Source organism: Ideonella sp. BN130291 (genome assembly GCF_036231905.1).
Taxonomy (GTDB): domain Bacteria; phylum Pseudomonadota; class Gammaproteobacteria; order Burkholderiales; family Burkholderiaceae_C; genus CAMLIZ01.
This window is the reverse complement of the sequence record NZ_JAZARE010000005.1, coordinates 325982-344758: the sequence shown is the minus strand read 5'-3', so window position 1 is coordinate 344758 and position 18777 is coordinate 325982. Positions and strand designations below refer to the sequence as shown.

Genomic DNA, 18777 nt, shown 5'->3' with positions numbered 1-18777 from the left:
AGCCGGCCTACTCGACCAGCGTCTGGATCGCGTGGGCCGGGATGCCGAGCGCATAGGCCTGATCGCCAACCTGCAGGCTGTAATTCACCGCGTCGTCGCTGGTGTTCACCACCACGACGGCCAACCGGCCGTCCGCATTGATGAAGCCGGTGCTGCGCAGCATGCTGCGGCTGCTCACCGCGCCCACGCGCCGGGCGCCCGGCCGCACGAACCTGGAGAAGTGCCCGAGCACCGCGTAGCTCGGCGTGAAGACCAGCTCGCCGGTGCGCAGGTCCGCATGCACGGGGGCGAAGCAGAAGTTGCCCACGTGGTTGGGCCCACCGTGTTCGTCGAGCAGGATGTTCCAGTCGGTCCAGCCCACCGCGCCGGCGTTGAAGTCGTCCACCATCTGGCGCGCGTAGCGTTCGGCGTTCGCCCATGAGCGCATCAGCTCGGGGTTGAAGCGTTCCACCGTGGCTTCGGTGAGCAGCAGGTTCACCTGCGGCCAGCGCTCGTGCACGGCGGCCACGTTGCGGTGCATCGGCTCGCCGCCGGCCCAGGTTTCGTACCAGTGGAAGCCCACGCCCCACACGTACTTCGCCGCCTCGGGGTCGCTCAGGATCACCTGCGCACGCTGGGCGATCAGGTCGCGGTTGTGGTCCCACACGATGATGCGGCGGCTGCTCAAGCCCGCCGCCTGCAGGGTGGGGCCGAGGTGGTGCTTGAGGAAATCGCGCTCCTCCTCGGCGGTGTAGATCATCGATTCCCAGGTCTGCCGGGCCATCGGCTCGTTCTGCACCGTGAGGCCCCAGATAGGCACGCCTTCAGCTTCATAGGCCTGCACGAACTTGGTGATGTAGCGCGCCCACACCGGCGCCATCTCGGCTTTGAGCTTGCCGCCTTGCAGCATGCTGCCGTTGTCCTTCATCCAGGCCGGCGCGCTCCACGGGCTGGCGTAGGTGGTGAGCCGTCCACCTGCCGCTTTCAGCGCCGCATGGATCATCGGCAGGCGCGCGCGGCGGTCGGCGGCGATGCTGAAGCTGGCGAGTGCGCTGTCGCCCTCATCCACGTAGGTGTAGCTGGCGGCGCTGAAGTCGCTGCTGTGGATGGTCGTGCGCAGCAGCGAATAGCCGATGCCGCGCTCGGGGTCGAAGTAGGCGGTCATCAGCTCGGCCTGCCTTGCCGGCGACAGACGGGCGAAGGTGTCGGCCGCCGCGTCGGTGATGGCGCCGCCGATGCCCAGCACCGTCTGGTAGGGCTGGCTGCGGACCACGAACACCGCCACTTCGCTCTCCAGCGGCTGGCGGCTGGGGGTGGCGGCCGCAGCGGCGCTGGGCACCATGAAACGGGGGTTGCCTTGGGCGGTGGTGTAGACGTGCATGGCCAGCGGCGCAGCGGCCGGGGTGGTGGGCGGGTGGTCGGGTGGCCGCGCCGGTGCCGCACAGCCGGCTGCCAGCGCGCTGAGCAGCAGGGCAAGGGCGCGGCGCCACAGTGGAACGACGCTAGGACAGGGTGAGCGCATATCTGAAAGCGGTTTCATTCTGCCGGCGGCGCGGGGCACCACAGCGCGTGCTAACCCTGACGCACCGGTTTCCGGCTGGCGCGCGAGGGTTCGCCGCAGAAACCGCTTGAACCTCACGTAACGTCAGGGCCTATCGTCGCGCCAGCAGAGAAGGCGGGGAGGGCCATGCGGCTGAAGATCGGGGAATTGGCGAAGAAGACGGGCCTGACGGTCCGGACGCTGCACCACTACGACGCCATCGGCCTGCTGTCGCCGGCCGCGCGTTCGGAGGGTGGCGCTCGGCTGTATGGCCGCGACGACCTGATCCGCCTGCAGCGCATCGAGGCGCTGAAGCAGCTGCACTGCTCGCTGCCGGAGATCAAGGCCACGCTGGACGGGCCGGGCGGTGCGCCGGTGGCCGTGCTGCAGCGCCAGATCGCCGCCTTGAACGCGCAGGCGCTGCAGGCCCAGCGCCTGAGTCAGCGCCTGCAACACCTGCTCGACATCGTGGCCCAAGGCGGTGACACGCCCGCGGCCGACTGGCTGAACATCCTGGAGCTGATGACCGTGTACCAGAAACACCTGAACGACGACGAACTGAATGCCCTGCTCTCTGCCGACGAGCAGGGCGCGCAGCCGGCCGACGCTGAATGGGCCACGCTGATCGCGGAGGTTCGCGCCGCCATGCAGCGGCCGGAGCCGCCCGATACGGTGGCCGCGCAGGACCTGGCCTGGCGCTGGATGCGCCTGGTGATCCGCACCACCAACAACAACCCCACGCTGGCCGGCAAGCTGCTGGACCTGCAGCTGAAGGAAACCCGCGCGCAGGACATCGTGGGCATCACGCCCGAGATGCTGGCGTGGATCGGCCAGGCCTTCGCGCATGCACGCACCACGCTGTTCGCCAAGGTGCTCACGCCCGCGCAGACCGAAGAGGTGCTCAGGCGCCAGCTGGCCACCTTGTCCCACATGGGCGCCTGGCCGGCGCTGGTGGCCGAGCTGCGGGCGCAGATGGAAGCGGGCGCCGATGCCCGGTCGCAGCCGGTGCAAGCCATCGTGCAGCGCTGGCAGCAGCTGTTTCGCGACAGCTACTGCGGCGACGATGCCGCGCTGGAAGCGCGGGTGCGCGAGGCCTTCATGCGCGAGCCCGAGCTGCGCCTGGGCGTGGGCATGGACGACACCTTGCTCGCCTACCTCCACAAGGCCCATGTGCTGGGCCATCCGATGCCGCAGGCCGATGCCGGCCCCAAGCCGAGTGCGCTGATGGTGGCCATGCAGCGCGCGGCGCACCAGCTGATCGAAAGCCCGCGGGTGCTGGACGATCCGCTGGCGCTCACCATCCTGGGCCCGGCGGAGGCCGAGGCGCTCCGGGCGAACCTGGCGCCGTTCCGCAACCCGATGGCGCAGGGGCTGCGCAGCTCGGTGGTGGTGCGCAGCCGGCTGGCAGAGGACGAATGGGCTGCCGCCCGCGCCCGCGGCGTGCGGCAATACGTGGTGCTGGGCGCCGGCCTGGACACCAGCGCCTACCGCCACCCCGATGCGCCCGGCCGCATGTTCGAGGTGGATCTGCCCGCCACGCAGGTGTGGAAGCAGGCGCGCCTGCGCGAGGCCGGCATCGAGGTGCCACCTTCGCTGAGCTTCGTGCCGGTGAACTTCGAGCGCATCAGCCTCTCGGACGGCCTGGCCCGGGCCGGCTTCGACGCAAGCCAGCCGGCTTACTTCAGCTGGCTGGGGGTGACCATGTACCTGGACGAAGCTGCGGTGCTGCAGACCTTGCGCTTCATCGCCGGCTGCGCGCCGGGCAGCGCGGTGCTCTTCGAATACGTGACGCCGCTCGCCGGCCTGCCCGCGCCGATGCGCGTGGCGATGGAGCAGCTCACCACCCAGCTGGCCGAGCGCGGCGAGCCGTGGAAGTGCTACTTCGATACCGCCGATCTGGAACGCACCCTCGCCGGGTTGGGCTTCAGCCGCACGCAGGCCTGGGCCCCGGAGGCATTGAACCAGCGTTACCTGGCCGGGCGCAGCGACGGGCTGCACATCGGCGCCAGCCCGGGGCGGCTGATGCTGGCCACCGTGTAGGCGCGTGCGGCGGCCGCGCTGCCGCGCACTTGTTCACGTCCACCAGGGCCGGCCCGGCTACGGCCGGCCTGCCAGGGCGCCGATAAGCGGAGGTGACCCTCCACCTGCCTTCCGTGCCCGCCTGGCCGCGACGCTGCTTGCTGCGTGCCGCGGCGCGGGCGCTGGTGGCGCTGACCGCTGCGCTGGGCGCAACGGGCGGCGCCCTGGCCGGTGCCATCGGTGACAAGGTCTTCGAGATCGAGGCGCAGTTCGGCAGCCAGCCCGGCCAGGTGATCGAGCGGCTGCGCCCGCTGGAGGCCGGCGCGCGCGCCGGCGACACCGACGACCTGCGCATCTTCCTGGCGGCCTGGGGCTATGCCCATGCCAGCATCGACAAACCGTCGGTGGCCGAGGCGGCCGTCGAGGAACTCACCGACCTGGGCGAACGCCTGCACGACCCGGCGGCGCTGGCGTCGGCCTACACCCTGAAGGCCGCGATGCTGAGCTTCTCCGGCCAGGTGCGCGCGGCCTTCGGCTGGGTGGAAAGCGCCTTGCCGCTGGCCGACAAGGTGCCCAGCCCGGACCTGCAGTACTGGGTTGACATGATGGCGGCCGACATGGCCACGTCCAACGGCCACCTCGACGAGGGCGTGCGCATGTACGAGGCCGCCGTGGTGGCCGCGCGCCGCGGGCGCAACCCGCGCCGCGAGGCCCAGGCCTACCTCGGGCTGGTGCCCCTGCACATCGTGAAGGGCCAGCTCGGCGTGGCGCTGCGCCAGGCGGCGCTGGTGCGCGAGCTGGGCGCGCGCACCACAGACCCCTCGCTGCGCATCTCCAGCTGGGTGCTGGAGGCGTTGGCCGCCGATGCGCAAGGCGACACGCGGCGCAGCGAACGCGCGCGGCGCGAGGCGCAGAACGCCACCCTGGCCGCGCTGGTGGAGGCGCCGGCCGGACCGCAAGTGCCGGTGAACTCCCAGGCCGGCGGCGACGGCTGGATGGGCACCGAGGTGGATGCGCTGCTCACGCTGTCCGCGCTGCACCAGAGTGCCGGCAACTTTGGCGCCGCGCGCGACCTGGCGTTGCGCGCCCGCACGCAGGCGCAGGCGCAGAACGACGACGCGCACCTGGCCGTGGCCCTGGTGAACATCGGGCTGGCGGACATCCGCATGGGCCACATCCAGCAGGGCATGGCGCTGGCCAACGACGGACTGGCGCGCATGGGCAGCCGCAAGCGCGATGCCGAGCTGCTGATCCAGCTCAACCGCTACGTGGCCGCGCTGGAGCGCAGCGGCGAAACCAGCGAAAGCTGGCTGCGGCTGCGCGATGCGCTGATGCTGGAGACCGAGCTGGCGCGGCGCGACCGCCGCAGCACGGTGATCGAGCTGCAGCGCGAGTCCAGCTTCCAGCAGCGCCAGCGCGAGCTGGACCAGCTGGAACACCAGAACGCGCTGCAGGCGGCGGAGATCGGCCGGCGGGCGATGGAGCGCACGCTGAGCCTGCTGCTGGCGGCGGCCATGGGGCTGGGCGGCGTGGTGGCCTGGCGCCTGTACTTGCGGGCGCGCAAGGCCAACCGGCAGCTGGCGCTGAACAACGAGGCGCTCGAATTCGCCAGCCACCACGATGCGGTGACCGGCCTGCTGAACCGGCGCGCCATGGAGGCGCACACCACCGCGCTGCACGGTCAGCCGTATTGCAACGTGTCGATCTCGGTCAAGCAGTTCGGCCTCATCGTGGGCAGCGTGGGCCACCAGCAGGGCGACCAGCTGCTGTGCCAGATCGCCGGCCGGCTGGACGCGGTGGCGCGCCGCCATGACGCCACGCTGTACCGGGTGGACGGGGTGACCTTCGGCGCCATCTTCCGCTGCGCCGAAGGCGACACCCAGCGGGTGCGCACGGTGCTGCAGGCGCTGGCCGAGGCCATGGAGGTGCCGTTCGAGGTGGGCAACCAGGACCTCATCGTCTCCATCGGCGCGGGCGCGGCCCATTGCCCCACCGACGCCCCCACCGCGCACGAGGTGGCCCGGCTGGCCGAGCTGGCCAAGCTGCGCACGCATGCCGAGCCTGGCAACACCCATGTGCTGTACGACGCGCGCATCGGCGAAAGCCAGCACGACAAGCTGCACATGGAAGCGCGCATGGCCAAGGCGCTGGAGCAGGGCGGCTTCGAGCTCTATTACCAGGGCCAGCGCAGCATGGCCGACGGCCGCTTCTGCGGCTTCGAGGCGCTGCTGCGCTGGCACGACGGCGGCAAGATGGTGTCGCCGGCGCAGTTCATTCCCCTGGCCGAAGAGTCGGGCCTCATCGTGCGCATCGGCGCCTGGGTGCTGCAGCAGGGCTGCCAGCAGGCCAAGGCCTGGGCCGACGCCGGCTTTGGCGCGGTGAAGGTGGCGGTGAACATCTCGCCGCGCCAGTTCAACCACCCCGACTTCCTGGCCACGGTGCGCCGCACACTGCAGGCCACCGGCGTGGACCCCGCGCAGATCGAACTGGAAATCACAGAGGGCAGCGTGATGGACGCCGCCGAGGCCAGCATCGCGCAGCTGCACGCCCTGCGCGAGCTCGGCCTGCAGCTGTCGATCGACGACTTCGGCACCGGCTACGCCAGCCTGTCGTACCTGCGCCGCTTTCCGCTCACCCGGCTGAAGATCGACCGTTCCTTCGTGAGCCAGCTCGGCGCCAGCGCGCAGGACGACACCATCGTGCGCACCGTCATCGGCCTGGCCCATGGCCTGGGCCTGGCGGTCACCGCCGAAGGCGTGGAAACGCCGGCGCAGGAGGCCATGCTGCAAAGCTGGCACTGCGATGTGGTGCAGGGCTTCCTGCACTCACGCCCCGCGCCCGCCGCGACCGCCACCCAGCTGCTGGTGGCCGAACGCGAAGCGCTGCTGCAGGCCGCCGAGGCCTAGCACCCGCCAGCGCCGTTCGCTCATCGCGCGCAAGAGCGCGAGCCCACCTGTTTGCGGGGGTAACTGCGACATGGGGATGGCCCCGGTGAGAACCGGCGCCTAACTTTCCACACAGGCCACCGGCCCCTCTAGGGCAGCGTGCACTCGCTCCGCCGTCGCAGACCCCCGGGAATCGGGGGGTTCATCTGCGTTTCACCGGCACATCGGTTGCACCTGTTTACGCCGGTGTTGGGCTTCCTGATGGGCAGGAAGCCGCTTGTAGACCAAAGAAAGAGCGGGCGCCATGAACATGCATTCCAGAAAGAAGAACCCCCGGCGTGCCGGCGGGGTGGGCCACCTGATGCTCGCCTGCACGGTGGCACTGGCCGTGCTGCCAGCGGTGGCAGCCAACGACAAAAAAGCGGAGAAACACGCGGAGCGCGATGGCATCGGCATGCTGACGCTGGAACAAATTGCCGCGCTCGGCGGCCAGACCAGCAAGCCCGGCAAGAAGAGCCTGTTGTCGCCCACCACGGCAACCACTGCGGTAACAACTGCCGCCACGCCGGTCACAGTGGATCCGCGCCGCTCGCTGATCGTCACCGACGTGGCGCTCGTGCAGGCGTTTCCGTTCCTGAAGATGCTCAACACGCTGGCCGCGGGCAGTCCCAATTCGATGACGGCACGGCAGATCTACGACCAGTGGATGGATCTGCACAACCCCGCGCCCGGCATCGGCCAGGGCGGGCACTGCAATGACGAATCCACGGGCGGCGTGCCCACCATGAACGGCTTCCAGTACGACTGCCCGCGCGCCGAGGGTCGGCTGGTGGGCACCAACCCGACCGATGGCGGCCCCAACAGCTTCCAAGCGGTGGCGGTGGTCAACCGCTTCGACCTGGCTACCGATCCCAAACAGGGCGGCACCGATTGTGGGGAGTACCGCATCATCTACGCCAAGACCAGCGGCCAGACGGTCACCACCGACCGCATGCAGATCATCTTCGAAGGTGTGCTGCCCAACCCGGCACCTAACGGCGTGGACCTGACTGGCTGCCGCCCGGTGGCGCAGTTCTGGGCCGACCTGAGCACGGTGACCGACCAGACCGAGCGCATCAACCGCCTGAAGACCTTCTTCTACACCGGCCTGCCGGGCTTCGAGCCGGTGGTGCGGGCCTCGCACTACGGTTTTGCCACGCCCAACGCGCCGGGCCAGATCCGCACCAACCTCTTCATGCAGTTCAACTGGGCGCTGCGCGAGTACCGCATGGCCCTGGTCAACAACCGCCTGAAGATGATTGCGCAACCCGCCCATGGGCAACCGGCCGCCCAGCTGTTCAACGAGACCGACGCGCATCCCAAGGGCCCGGACTTCCGCACATCGTTTCTCAATGTGGTGAACACCCTGGCGGTGAACGACATCAACACGTTCAACATGAACGCACTGCCGGGCAGCTTCAACGCCGGTGATGGCGACCAGCAGCACGCCACCAAGAGCAACTACCCGGCGCAGTTTGCGCAGTCGCCGGCGTTCGCCACGGCCATCCAGCAAAAGCTCACCGCCGCTGGCTCGACGCTCACGCCCGCGCAGATCGTGCAGCGCTCATTGGCCATGTCGTGCGCAGGCTGCCACCAGTTGAGCAGCGGCAAGGACCTGGGCGGCGGCCTGGTGTGGCCGGCGTCGCTCGGCTTCGTGCACGTGACCGAGGCAGCGCGTGAGACGGCACCCGAGGGCTTCTCGCGCTTCAAGATCTCGCCGGCGTTGAACAACGTGTTCCTGCCGCGCCGCAAGGCCGTGCTGGAGGCCTTCCTCAACGGGGTGTGATGCCCGCCGGGGCGGTGGTGCTCACATCACCGCCCCCAGCGCCCAGGGCACGAACTCGTTCGGCCCGTAGCCGTGCTGCTCGCTCATCGTGCGCCGGCGGGAGGCGGTGGCGAGCGCTCATGGCGCCGTCATGCGGTGGATTGGTAAGACCATTGGTGATGATGTTGTCGTATGTGTTCAGGCATCATCGGCCTCGTCGCCCAGGCGACTACCGGGTTTCTGCCTAGGCGTAACTGCCGAGTTGTCAGATGTCTTGGCTTGGTTCGACACTGATGGCCAGACCAATCGCTGTCATCGATGTCCACCGCCGTAGCCGACGCCAGGCGCCTGTATCGCCAGATCGCCGACCAGATCGTCCGCCTGATCCTCGGTGGTGACTTCCCGGTCGGCGCGCGCCTGCCGTCCGAGCGTGACCTGGCCGAGCGGCTGGAGGTGAGCCGGCCCACCGTGCGGGAGGCCTTGATCGCGCTGGAAGTGGAGGGCGTGGTGGAGGTGCGCGTCGGTGCTGGCGTGTATGTGACCGCCCGGCCCACGCCCGGCCGCACGCCCGACCCGCGGCCGGCGCCCGGCCCGTTCGATGTGATCCGGGCGCGCTGGCTGGTGGAAAGCGAATGCGCCGCCCTGGCTGCAGAGCATGCCAACGACGTGCAGCTGGACCGCATGAAAACCGCGGTGATGGAGATGCGCGAATACACCGACCACACGCCCCAGGGCATTGCCGCGGACCAGCGCTTCCATCAATGCATTGCCGAGGCCAGTGGCAACGCAGCCTTGCTCCTGCTGGTGCAGCAGCTGTGGGAGCAGCGCACCGGCCCGCTGTACACCCGGCTGGAATCGCACTTCGTCGGCCGCAGTATCTGGCGCCAGGCGGTGCAGGAACACGAGGCCCTGCTCGATGCGATCGCGTCGCGCGAGCCGGCCGCCGCCCGCAGCGCGATGCAGCTGCACATGAAAAACGCCGAGCTGCGTTTTGCCTCCGGCTGGAAGGTGCACGAATGAGCTCCATCGGCCCTGTGCTGGCCCCCGCGCCTCCCTTGCCGGACGAGCCCGCGCCGGCTGCGGCGCAGGCACCGGCCGACGCGCCGCTGCTGGGCGCCGACGGCCAGTTCCACCTGAGCGACGAGGCGATCGACCTGCAGCGCTACCGGCTGGAGGACTGGTTGGCCGTGGCGCTGTTCTGGGTGCTGGGCCTGGTGGTCTTCTATCAGTTCTTCACCCGCTATGCGCTCAACGATTCGGCCAGCTGGACCGAGGAGATCGCGCGCTACCTGCTGATCGGCGTGGTGTTCATCGGCGCGGCCATCCCGGTGCGCCGCAACAACCACATCCAGGTGGACTTCTGCTATCGCTTCATGCCGCGCTGGCTGGGGCGGGTGATGGCGACGCTGGTGGACATCGTGCGCGTGGTGTTCCTGCTGGGCGCTTGCGGGCTCACCGTGCAGCTGATCACGCGCATCGGCGGCAGCCGCATGGCGGTGGTGGATCTGCCGATGGGCATCGTCTACGCGGTGGTACTGGCCGGTTTCGGGTTGATGGCCTGGCGCGGCGTCGGCGTGGCGCGGCGCCACTGGCAGCAGCGCAACTCCTTGCTGGAAGACCCCGACATGGAGGTGCACTGATGGGCGCCGGTGCCTTCAAGCTGCTGTTCCTGGCGCTCATGGGCGCCGGCATCCCGGTGGCCATCGCGATGGCGGCGGCCTCGCTGGTCTACGTGCTCATCGAGGGCAACCCGCCCGCCTTTGTGGTGATCCACCGCATGGTCGCTGGCATCGACAGCTTTCCGCTGCTGGCGGTGCCGTTTTTCATCCTGGCCGGCAACCTGATGAACAGCGCCGGCATCACCACGCGCATCTACAACTTTGCGCTCGCGCTGGTGGGCTGGGCCAAGGGCGGGCTGGGGCACGTGAACATCGTGGGCTCGGTCATCTTCGCCGGCATGAGCGGCACCGCCATCGCCGATGCCGCCGGCCTGGGCACCATCGAGATCAAGGCGATGCGCGAGCACGGCTACGAGGCCGAATTCGCGGTGGGCGTCACGGCCGCCTCCGCGACGCTGGGGCCCATCATCCCGCCCTCTCTGCCCTTCGTGATCTACGCGATGTTCGCCAACGTGTCGGTGGGCGCGCTGTTCCTCGCGGGCCTGATGCCCGGCCTGGTGCTCACCGTGCTGATGATGGCCACGGTGGCCTTCATCGCGCACCGCAAGGGCTGGGGCGGCGACGTGGCCTGGAACGGCCCGCGCGTGGGCAAGGCGCTGGTGGAGCTGATCATCGTGGCGGCCTTCCCGCTGCTGCTGTGGGCGCTGGCGCGCATAGGCATCAGCCTGAACATCGGCTTCCCGCTCGCCTTGGCGGCGCTTCTGCTGGCCGACCGGCGCTACCGCTTCAACGCCGTGCTGCCCATCATGACGCCGGTGCTGCTGATCGGCGGCATGACCACCGGCCTGTTCACCGCCACCGAAGGTGCCATCGCGGCCAGCGTGTGGGCTCTGTTCCTCGGCGGCGTGTGGTACCGGTCGCTCAGCTGGCGCATGTTCGTCAAGGCCTCGATGGACACCGTGGAAACCACCGCCACCGTGCTCTTCATCGTGGCCGCAGCCTCCATCTTCGGCTGGATGCTCACGGCCACCCGCGCCACCGAGATGATCGCCAGCGGCATCCTCAGCGTTGCCAGCGAGCCCTGGCAGTTTTTGCTGCTGGCCAATGCGCTGATGCTGTTCGTGGGCTGCTTCCTGGAGCCCACCGCGGCCATCACCATCCTCGTGCCCATCCTGCTGCCCATCGTGCAGAAGCTGGGCATCGACCCGGTGCACTTCGGCCTGGTGATGGTGCTCAACCTGATGATCGGCCTGCTGCATCCGCCGATGGGGCTGGTGCTGTTCGTGCTGGCGCGTGTGGCCAAGCTGTCGGTGGAGCGCACCACCATGGCCATCCTGCCGTGGCTGATACCGCTGCTGCTGGCGCTGATGCTGGTGACCTTCATTCCCGCCATCTCGCTCTGGCTGCCGCGGCTGCTGGCCTGATCGTCCACCCGAAGAAGACAAGCACACCAGGAGACACACCATGCACAAACGACACCTTCTGCGCGGCCTGGCAGCCGCCACACTCGCAGCCTCCGCTTTGCTCTGGGCCGGCGCGGCCGCGGCGCAGACCAAGCTGAAGTGGGCCCATGTGTACGAAACCAGCGAGAGCTACCACAAGCAGGCGCTGTGGGCGGCCGACGAGGTGAAGCGCCGCACCAACGGGCGGGTGCAGATCGACGTGTTCCCCTCGTCCCAGCTGGGCAAGGAGACCGACATCAACCAGGGCCTCACCCTGGGCACGGTGGACATCATCTACACCGGCATGGCCTTCGCCGGCCGCACCCTGCCGGCGCTGTCGGTGGCGGCCGCGCCCTTCACCTTCCGCGACCATGCGCACTGGGAAGCGTTCCGCGCCAGCCCGCTGTTCAAGGACCTGGCCAACCAGTACGAGGCCAAGTCCGGCGGCCACCAGATCGTGGGCTACACCTACTACGGCCTGCGCCACATGACGTCCAACAAGCCGATCGCCAAGCCGGAGGACATGAAGGGCCTGAAGCTGCGCGTGCCCGATGCGCCGATCTTCATGATGTTCCCCAAGGCGGTGGGCGCCAACCCCACGCCGATCGCCTTTGCGGAGGTGTACCTGGCCCTGCAGAACGGCACGGTGGACGCGCAGGAGAACCCGCTGCCCACCATCGACGCCAAGAAGTTCTACGAGGTGCAGAAGTACATCACGCTCACCGGCCACATCACCGAGTCGCTGCTGACCATCGTGTCCAGCTCGGCCTGGCAGCGCCTGTCGGCCGACGACCGCAAGGTGCTGGAGGCGGTGCTGTGGGACGCGTCCACCCGCTCCAGCGCCGAGATCCTGGACGCGGAGAACCGGCTGGCCGACGAGTTCGTCAAGCGTGGCAAGGTGGTGAACAAGGTGGACCGCGCGCCCTTTGCCGCCGCCGTGCGGCCGGCGGTCACTGGCCCCGACGCACCCTGGCCGCGCGAGCTCTACGAGAAGATCCAGGCCTTGAAGTAACGCTCAGGCGGCCTGCAGCAAGGGCCGCCACTCCTCGCCCGCAGCGGCTTCGATCACCAGCGGCAATCCCTCGCCGCCCGTGAGCTCGATGCGCTCGGCATGCAGCCACAGCCGCTGCACGCCCAGCCACTGCGCCACCGCGCGGTTGTGGGCGCCCTTGCCGTGCGTGGTGTCACCCACCAGCGGATGCGCGATCTGCTTGAAGTGGCGCCGGATCTGGTGGCGCCGCCCGCTCAGCGGCTCCACCGCCATCAGCGCATAGCGGCTGCTGGCATGGCGGCCGTCCACGCTGAAGGGCCACTCGATGCAGGCCAGCCGCTCATACCGCGTGAGCGAGGCGAGCATCGGCTGGCCGGTGGAGGGCAGCTCGGGGTCGCGTGCCAGCGGATGGTCGATCTCGCCGGCCGCGGGCGGCCAGCCGCGCACCAGCGCGAGATAACGCTTGCGCACCGCGCCACTCTCGAAGGCCTGGCCCCACTGGCGCGCCGCATCGGCATGGCGCGCGAACACCAGCACGCCGGAGGTGGCCTTGTCCAGCCGGTGCAGCGGCCACAGGCGCTGCCCGAGCTGGTCACGCAGCAGCTTCAGCGCACTGCGTTCCTCATGGGCGTCCAGGGCGCTCGGGTGCACCAGCAGACCGGCGGGTTTGTCGATCGCGACGATGTGCTCGTCCAGGTGCAGGATGGGCAGGGCTGGGTGGGGCTGCACGTTCACCGTCAGGCCGGGAGGCGGCCTCGCGTCGAGTCATCCAGTAGTAGATCATGCGTTCGCCTGTGCTCGCGGCCCGTGGCGGGAAGCCTGCGAGTATCTGCCGTGGCGGTGCCGCTGCAGGCCCTGCGGGCGGCTGGCGGCACTACGGATCACCGTAGTGGCCGCGCCGCCAGCAGCGACACCGGCAGCCCCACCAGCAGCATGTGGGCGAGCAGGTCCCGCGCCACCTGCCAAGGCGTGTGCAGCGTGCGGAAGGGCGCGGCCGACAGCGGCACCACCACCGCGTTCATCACGGCGAAGATCACTGCGCCCGCCAGCAGCCCCGCCAACACCGGATGGGCCGCCAGCACGTGCAGCCGGGCCACCACGGCGCAGAACAAGCCGACCGCCACGGCGAGGATCACGAAGTGCAGCCATACCCCGAGCAAGGCGCTGGCCAGCCCGCCCTCGAAGGCGGCGCGGCCCAACAGCCCGCTGGCCACCGACTGCATCACACGCAACGGCGGCGCGCCCTTGGGGCCGTTCACCGCGCAGGCATACAGCAGGTCCAGCGTGCCGGCGACCAGCGTGGCCAGCGGCCAGGCGGTGCCCACCGTCAGCCAAGGGGCCGACTTCAGCATCCGGGGCTCCAGCGCAGCGCCTGCACCGGGCGCCCCGATGCTGCGTCGCTCAACACCAGGGCCACCGCGCGCCGGCCCTCGTGGCCCAGGCCGGCGTAGTCCAGCGTGAGGGCATCGCCCGGCTTGACGGTGAAGGGCTTGAGCTTGCGGTAGTCACGCACCACGAAGTCGTGGTGCAGGGTGACGCCGGCGTTCTCGCCCGCGCCCACCGCGCTCGACAGATCGTTTTCGGTGGCGGCCCAGAAGCCGGCCAGCGTGATCGGCGCGGTGGCCTGGGACGACAGCTGCGCCACCAGGCGGTCGCCCTCGCGCTGCAGGGTCAGCGCCACGCCGGCATTGATCGGCGCCTCCACCTTGGCGGTGCGGCGGTCGCGGCCGTTCACCACCACCTGGGGTGTGTAGGCGGCGGGTGCGCCGTTGAAACGCAGCTGCTCCTTCTGGCGACGGGTGTGGGCTGCGTCGCCGAAGCGGTCGCGCCAGCCGAGGTTGTCGAAGTAGTCCACGTGGAAGGCCAGCGGCAGCACGCCCGGCTGGCCTTTCAGCCCGGACAGCCAGCGGTCTTCCGGCGGGCAGGAACTGCATCCTTCGGAGGTGTAGAGCTCGACCACCTGCGGCGGCGGCCCGCTCGCGCTCACGCGGCAGGCGGGCTCGGCCATCACCGTGCCGGCGGCCAGCAGCGCCGCGGCCAGCGCGAGCTCAGAAACGATAGGACGCATTGACATACACAAACCTCCCGCGCGGGTCGTACAGGCTGACGTCATAGCCGGTCTGGAACTGGTTGCTCACGGGGATGTAGACCGGCGGATCGCTGTCCAGCAGGTTCTTGACCCCGAGCGCCAGCTTCAGCCCGCGCCAGCCGTGCCACGCCACCTGCGCGTCGTAGGTGGCCCGGCTGGGCACGAAGTGCGCGCGGCCTTCCAGGTCGTTGCCGTCGCGGTAGCCCTTGTAGAAGTTCTGCACCAGGGTGCCGCTCCACGCGCCGTGGCTCAGGTTGGCGGTGAGCGTGTGCTTCCAGCGCAGCACCACGCCGCCATTCTGCGCGCCCAGCACCGGGTCGCCGTTGTCATCGACCAGGGTGCCCACCTTGTGCGACACGAAGCCGCCGGGCGAGGTCTCGTCGAAGCGGCTCATGTAGGTGCCCACCAGGTTCACATCCAGCCGGCCGAAGCTGTAGCTGTCGCGCCAGCCGAGCTCCACGTCGACGCCCGAGAGCCTGGCATCGCCTGCGTTGGTGAGGATGGTGGAAACCTGCTGGATCTCGTTGGTGGGGCTCAGCCTCACCAGCCCGGCATAGGCCGGGTCGCCACGCCGGAAGCCGGACACCACCTCCTGCACCGAGGGCAGGTTGATGATGTCGCGCAGCCGGATGCGGAACACATCCACCGTGGCGGTGAACTGCCGGATCGGCGAGAACACCAGCCCCACCAGCACCTGCTGCGACTTCTCGGGCTTGAGCGCCGGGTTGCCGCCGGACAGCGCATTGACCTGCAGGTCGGTCTGGCCGGTGGCCGGGTCGTCGAACTGCTCGGAGTTGCCCAGGGTCTGCGGGGTCCACAAATCCACCAGCGTGGGCGCGCGGAAGCCCGTGCCCACCGAGCTGCGCAGCATCAGCGAGTCGGTGGCGCGCCAGCGCAGGCTGCCGTTGTAGTTGGTGGTCGAGCCGACGTCGTTGTACTTGTCGCCCCGCACCGCCAGGGTGGCCTCCAGGCGCTTGACGATGGGCACGCTCAGTTCACCGAACACCGCATGCACGCTGCGCGAGCGGTCCACCGGGGCCACCGATCCGCCCAGGCCGGCGATGTCGCCGGAGAAGAGCGCCTCGCTCGGCTCGGTCTTGTACTTCTCGCGCCGGCCCTGGTAGCCCAGGGCGTATTGCGCCATGCCGCCGGGCAGGGTGAAGGCGTTGCCGGTGATCTTGCCGTCCACCAGGTCGGTGGTGGCCTGGCCGTTGAGCGTCTGGCCGGTGTAGGCGGTGGCCCTGAGCTTGTCGGCCAGCTCGGCCGGTTGCGTGCCGCTCGGTGACCACGGATTCCACAGGCGGTTGTTGGCCGGGTCGTTGATCACCGCCACGTAGGCCACCTGGGAGAAATAGCCGCCGACGGCGCGGCCTTCGAGTTGGCTGCTGTTGTGCGAGACCGCCACTTCAACGTCCTGCTCGGCCACGCGGCCGCTCACGCCCAGGGTGGCGCGCAGCTGGGTGTTGGTGTCCTGGTTGACGCGGTTGCCCAGCACCGTTTCGCGCGAGGTGATGGACAAGGGCTGGCCGATCAGGTCGGTGAAGCCGCGAGCCTGCAGGTAAGCGGTGGGGTAGTTGGGGTTGTCCGGATAGAGCAGCAGCGCGGGGTCCACGCCGCGTTCGCCAAACAGCGCATCGGTTTCCAGGAAGGAGGCGCGCAGGGGGTTGGGCTGGAAGCTCTGCGTCACCTTGCTGCGGCCCCACAGCACGTCGGCGAACACGTCCAGCGACTCGCTGGCGCGCCAGGTGGCATTGAGCGTGAAGCTGGCGAGCTCGCGTTTGGGGACCAGGCCGACATAGGGCGCGCTGTCGAAGGCGCACACCGGCGCGCCTTCGAAGCCACCGGCAGCGCGCTGGAACATGCCCATGGTGTCGCAGGCCACCGGGCTGCCGTAGCTGCTGTTGGGCGAGCGGAAGAAACGCGGGCCGCCACTGGCCTCCACCTCCTGCAAGGTCATGCCCGGGATCCAGGCGCCCTCGATGTTGCCCTGGCCGGTGGCGCCGCTCTCGTAGTACGGATAGACGTTGCCGCTGCGCGCGAAGCTGCGGTCGCGTGCGAACAGCAGGTCCTCCTTTTCCAGCGAGCCCGACACCACCACGCTGAAGCGGTCCGCGTCCAGGTCGCCGAAGCCGGCCACGATGCCGGCCTTTTTCGACTTGCCGCCGCCGTCGCGCGTGGGCGTGCCGGCCGAGCCGCTCAGCTCCACGCCGTCGAAGTGCTTGGTGAGGATGAAGTTCACCACGCCCGCGATCGCGTCGCTGCCGTACACGCCGGAAGCGCCGTCCTTCAACACCTCCACCCGCTCGATCGCGCCCAGCGGAATGGTGTTCACGTTGACCGACGCGCTGGCCCCGCCGGGAAAGGGCGCCAGCCGGCGGCCGTTGACCAGCACCAGCGTGCGGTCGGCGGTGAGCCCGCGCAACGACACCGACGACAGCCCGCCGGTGGAGCTGCCCGCACCCATCGCGTTGGTGGTGGCGCCCATGGCGGAGATGGCCGACACGCTGGACAGCAGCTGCTCGGTGCTGGTGACGCCGGAGCGCGAGATCTCATCGCGCGTGATCACCTGCACCGGCAAGGCCGTTTCCGCATCGATGCGCTTGATCGACGATCCGGTGATGGTGACGCGCTGGGTGTCCGGCTGCGGCGCATCGGCCTGCGCCCAGGCAGGGCCCGCGGCCGCCAGGCCGAACGCCGCGTGCACCAGCCAGGCGCCGCGCGAAAGAGTGTGGGTCATGGGGATCCTCGGCTGTTGAGCGAGGCAGTGTCCCGGGCGGTGGTGGCCTCATGAAGTGCCACTGGAGCGCAGCTCACATGGAGCCAATCCGCTTGACAAGCGGCCCCGTCGTGCATGGGCTGGTGGTTCCGTGCCACCCGCTCTACGATCGCCGCTGGTGGAACCACTTCGCGAGCTGCGCATGGTGCTGGAACTCGATGGCAAGGGCGAGCTGTATGGGCAGCTGCTGCGCTCACTCAAGCGCGCGATCCTGGACGGGCGCCTGCCGCCCGGCACACGCTTGCCATCCACGCGCGATCTGGCGGGCGAACTCGGCCTCGCGCGCAACACCGTGCTCGCGGCCTACGAACTGCTGTGCGCGGAGCAGCTGGCCGTCTCGCGCGTGGGCGCAGGCACCTTCGTGGCCGACACGCTGCCCAGCCCGCGGCGCATGCGCGCTGCCACCGGCGTGGAGGCGCAGACCCGTTATGCGGCCCGCCTGCGCGCGCTGCCGCCCTTGTCGCTGGGCCGGCGCAACGAGAAGCTGCGGCTGGACCTGCAATACGGCGAACCGCTGGTCGACATGGCGCTGTTCACCGTGTGGCGCCGTGCCCTGTCGCATGCGGCGCAGCACACCGAGGCGCGCGGCGTGGGCTCGCAGGGGCTGCCGGCGCTGCGCCGCGAGATCGCCGCCCACCTGGGCCCGCGGCGCGGCATCTCCTGCGACCCGGACGACGTGATCGTGCTCAACGGCACGCAGCAGGCCATGACGCTGCTCGCCCGCGTGCTGCTCAACGAGCAGGACACGGTGGTGCTGGAAGATCCGCACTACCAGCTCGCCAAGCAGTGTTTCCAGGCCCATGGCGCCCAGGTGCTTCACGTCCCGGTGGACGCCGAGGGCCTGGATGCGGCGCGCCTGCCGCCCGAGCGGGTGAAGCTGGTGGTGGTGACACCCTCGCATCAGTTTCCATCCGGCCATGTGCTGACCGTGCCGCGCCGGCTGGCGCTGCTGCGTGCGGCCAGCGAGCGCCGCTTCTGGGTGCTGGAAGACGACTATGACGGCGAGTTCAGCTTCGACAGCCTGAAGCTGCCCGCCCTGCGATCGCTGGACCGCGAGGACCGGGTGATCTACGTGGGCACCTTCTCCAAGACCCTGCTGCCGTCGATTCGCCTGGGCTTCGTGGTGTGCCCGCAAGGGCTGCGGGAGGAGATGGTGCGCGCCAAGATGCTGGCCGACCTGGCCTGCAGCGCGATCGAGCAGACCGCGGTGGCCCACCTGATGGCCACCGGCGCCTACGACCGCCACCTGCGGCGCTCGTCGGTGGAACTGAAGCGCCGGCGGCGCGCGCTGCTGCAGGGGCTGAAGGTCCACTGCGGCGATGCGCTGCAGGTGCAGGACAGCGGCGGCGGCATGCACCTGGTGGCCTGGCTGCCCGGCTTCAGCCAGGCGCAGTTCAGCCGGCTGGTCGACCTGGCCACCGAGCGCGGCCTCGGCCTGCACACCATCGCGCCGCACTTTGCGCGAGCGCCCCGGGTGCCGGGCCTGCTGATGGGTTTTGCGGCGCTGTCGGTGACGCAGATCAATGCCGCGACGCGGCTGCTGGGGCGGTGCCTCGCCGAGGTGGCGCCTCTCGCGGGCGCCCGGCCTGCCAGGGCCACGGGCGGCCTCGCGGTGTGACGCAGCCTGCCGCGA

13 protein-coding genes are annotated in these 18777 nt (G+C 69.7%); 8 read left to right on the top strand and 5 right to left on the bottom strand.

Annotated features, from left to right (window positions below; genetic code table 11):
* Positions 1-7: 7 nt before the first annotated feature.
* Positions 8-1501, bottom strand: coding sequence for a glycoside hydrolase family 30 protein (locus VPH43_RS12995; protein ID WP_328578128.1), 1494 nt, complete (start codon positions 1499-1501; stop codon positions 8-10).
* 165 nt (positions 1502-1666) lie between these two features.
* Here VPH43_RS12995 and VPH43_RS12990 point away from each other — a divergent pair, with 165 nt between their 5' ends.
* The 7 genes from VPH43_RS12990 to VPH43_RS12960 all read left to right on the top strand — a co-directional run bounded on the left by VPH43_RS12990 (position 1667) and on the right by VPH43_RS12960 (position 12300).
* Entirely contained in the window at positions 1667-3559 is a 1893-nt protein-coding gene (locus tag VPH43_RS12990) for an SAM-dependent methyltransferase (protein ID WP_328578127.1), read from the top strand.
* Positions 3560-3651: 92 nt separating this feature from the next.
* Positions 3652-6444, top strand: a complete 2793-nt coding sequence (locus VPH43_RS12985) for a putative bifunctional diguanylate cyclase/phosphodiesterase (protein WP_328578126.1) — start codon at positions 3652-3654, stop codon at positions 6442-6444.
* Positions 6445-6727: 283 nt separating this feature from the next.
* Positions 6728-8248, top strand: a complete 1521-nt coding sequence (locus VPH43_RS12980; protein ID WP_328578125.1) for a hypothetical protein — start codon at positions 6728-6730, stop codon at positions 8246-8248.
* 297 nt (positions 8249-8545) lie between these two features.
* Entirely contained in the window at positions 8546-9247 is a 702-nt protein-coding gene (locus VPH43_RS12975; protein ID WP_328578124.1) for a FadR/GntR family transcriptional regulator, read from the top strand.
* Complete coding sequence (locus tag VPH43_RS12970) at positions 9244-9867, top strand: TRAP transporter small permease (protein ID WP_328578123.1); 624 nt, start codon at positions 9244-9246, stop codon at positions 9865-9867. Before VPH43_RS12975 ends, VPH43_RS12970 begins: the two co-directional genes overlap by 4 nt.
* Positions 9867-11270, top strand: a complete 1404-nt coding sequence (locus VPH43_RS12965; protein ID WP_328578122.1) for a TRAP transporter large permease — start codon at positions 9867-9869, stop codon at positions 11268-11270. The genes VPH43_RS12970 and VPH43_RS12965 overlap by 1 nt, the downstream gene beginning before the upstream one ends.
* A 40-nt stretch (positions 11271-11310) precedes the next feature.
* Entirely contained in the window at positions 11311-12300 is a 990-nt protein-coding gene (locus VPH43_RS12960) for a sialic acid TRAP transporter substrate-binding protein SiaP (protein ID WP_328578121.1), read from the top strand.
* A 3-nt stretch (positions 12301-12303) separates the two neighbouring features.
* On the opposite strand, the gene VPH43_RS12955 is transcribed toward VPH43_RS12960, so the two are convergent.
* The 4 genes from VPH43_RS12955 to VPH43_RS12940 form a co-directional block, all read right to left on the bottom strand.
* Positions 12304-13008: a pseudouridine synthase gene (locus VPH43_RS12955; protein ID WP_328578120.1), complete on the bottom strand. Its 705-nt coding sequence runs from the start codon at positions 13006-13008 to the stop codon at positions 12304-12306.
* Positions 13009-13160: 152 nt separating this feature from the next.
* Positions 13161-13631: a hypothetical protein gene (locus tag VPH43_RS12950; protein WP_328578119.1), complete on the bottom strand. Its 471-nt coding sequence runs from the start codon at positions 13629-13631 to the stop codon at positions 13161-13163.
* Positions 13625-14353 (bottom strand): DUF1223 domain-containing protein, encoded by a 729-nt coding sequence (locus VPH43_RS12945; protein ID WP_328578118.1) that lies wholly within the window; start codon positions 14351-14353, stop codon positions 13625-13627. The genes VPH43_RS12950 and VPH43_RS12945 overlap by 7 nt, the downstream gene beginning before the upstream one ends.
* Positions 14328-17105: a TonB-dependent receptor gene (locus tag VPH43_RS12940; RefSeq protein ID WP_328578117.1), complete on the bottom strand. Its 2778-nt coding sequence runs from the start codon at positions 17103-17105 to the stop codon at positions 14328-14330. The genes VPH43_RS12945 and VPH43_RS12940 overlap by 26 nt, the downstream gene beginning before the upstream one ends.
* A 157-nt stretch (positions 17106-17262) precedes the next feature.
* On the opposite strand from VPH43_RS12940, the gene pdxR reads away from it, so the two are divergent.
* Positions 17263-18762, top strand: a complete 1500-nt coding sequence (gene pdxR / locus VPH43_RS12935) for a MocR-like pyridoxine biosynthesis transcription factor PdxR (protein WP_328578116.1) — start codon at positions 17263-17265, stop codon at positions 18760-18762.
* The last annotated feature ends 15 nt before the right edge of the window (positions 18763-18777 follow it).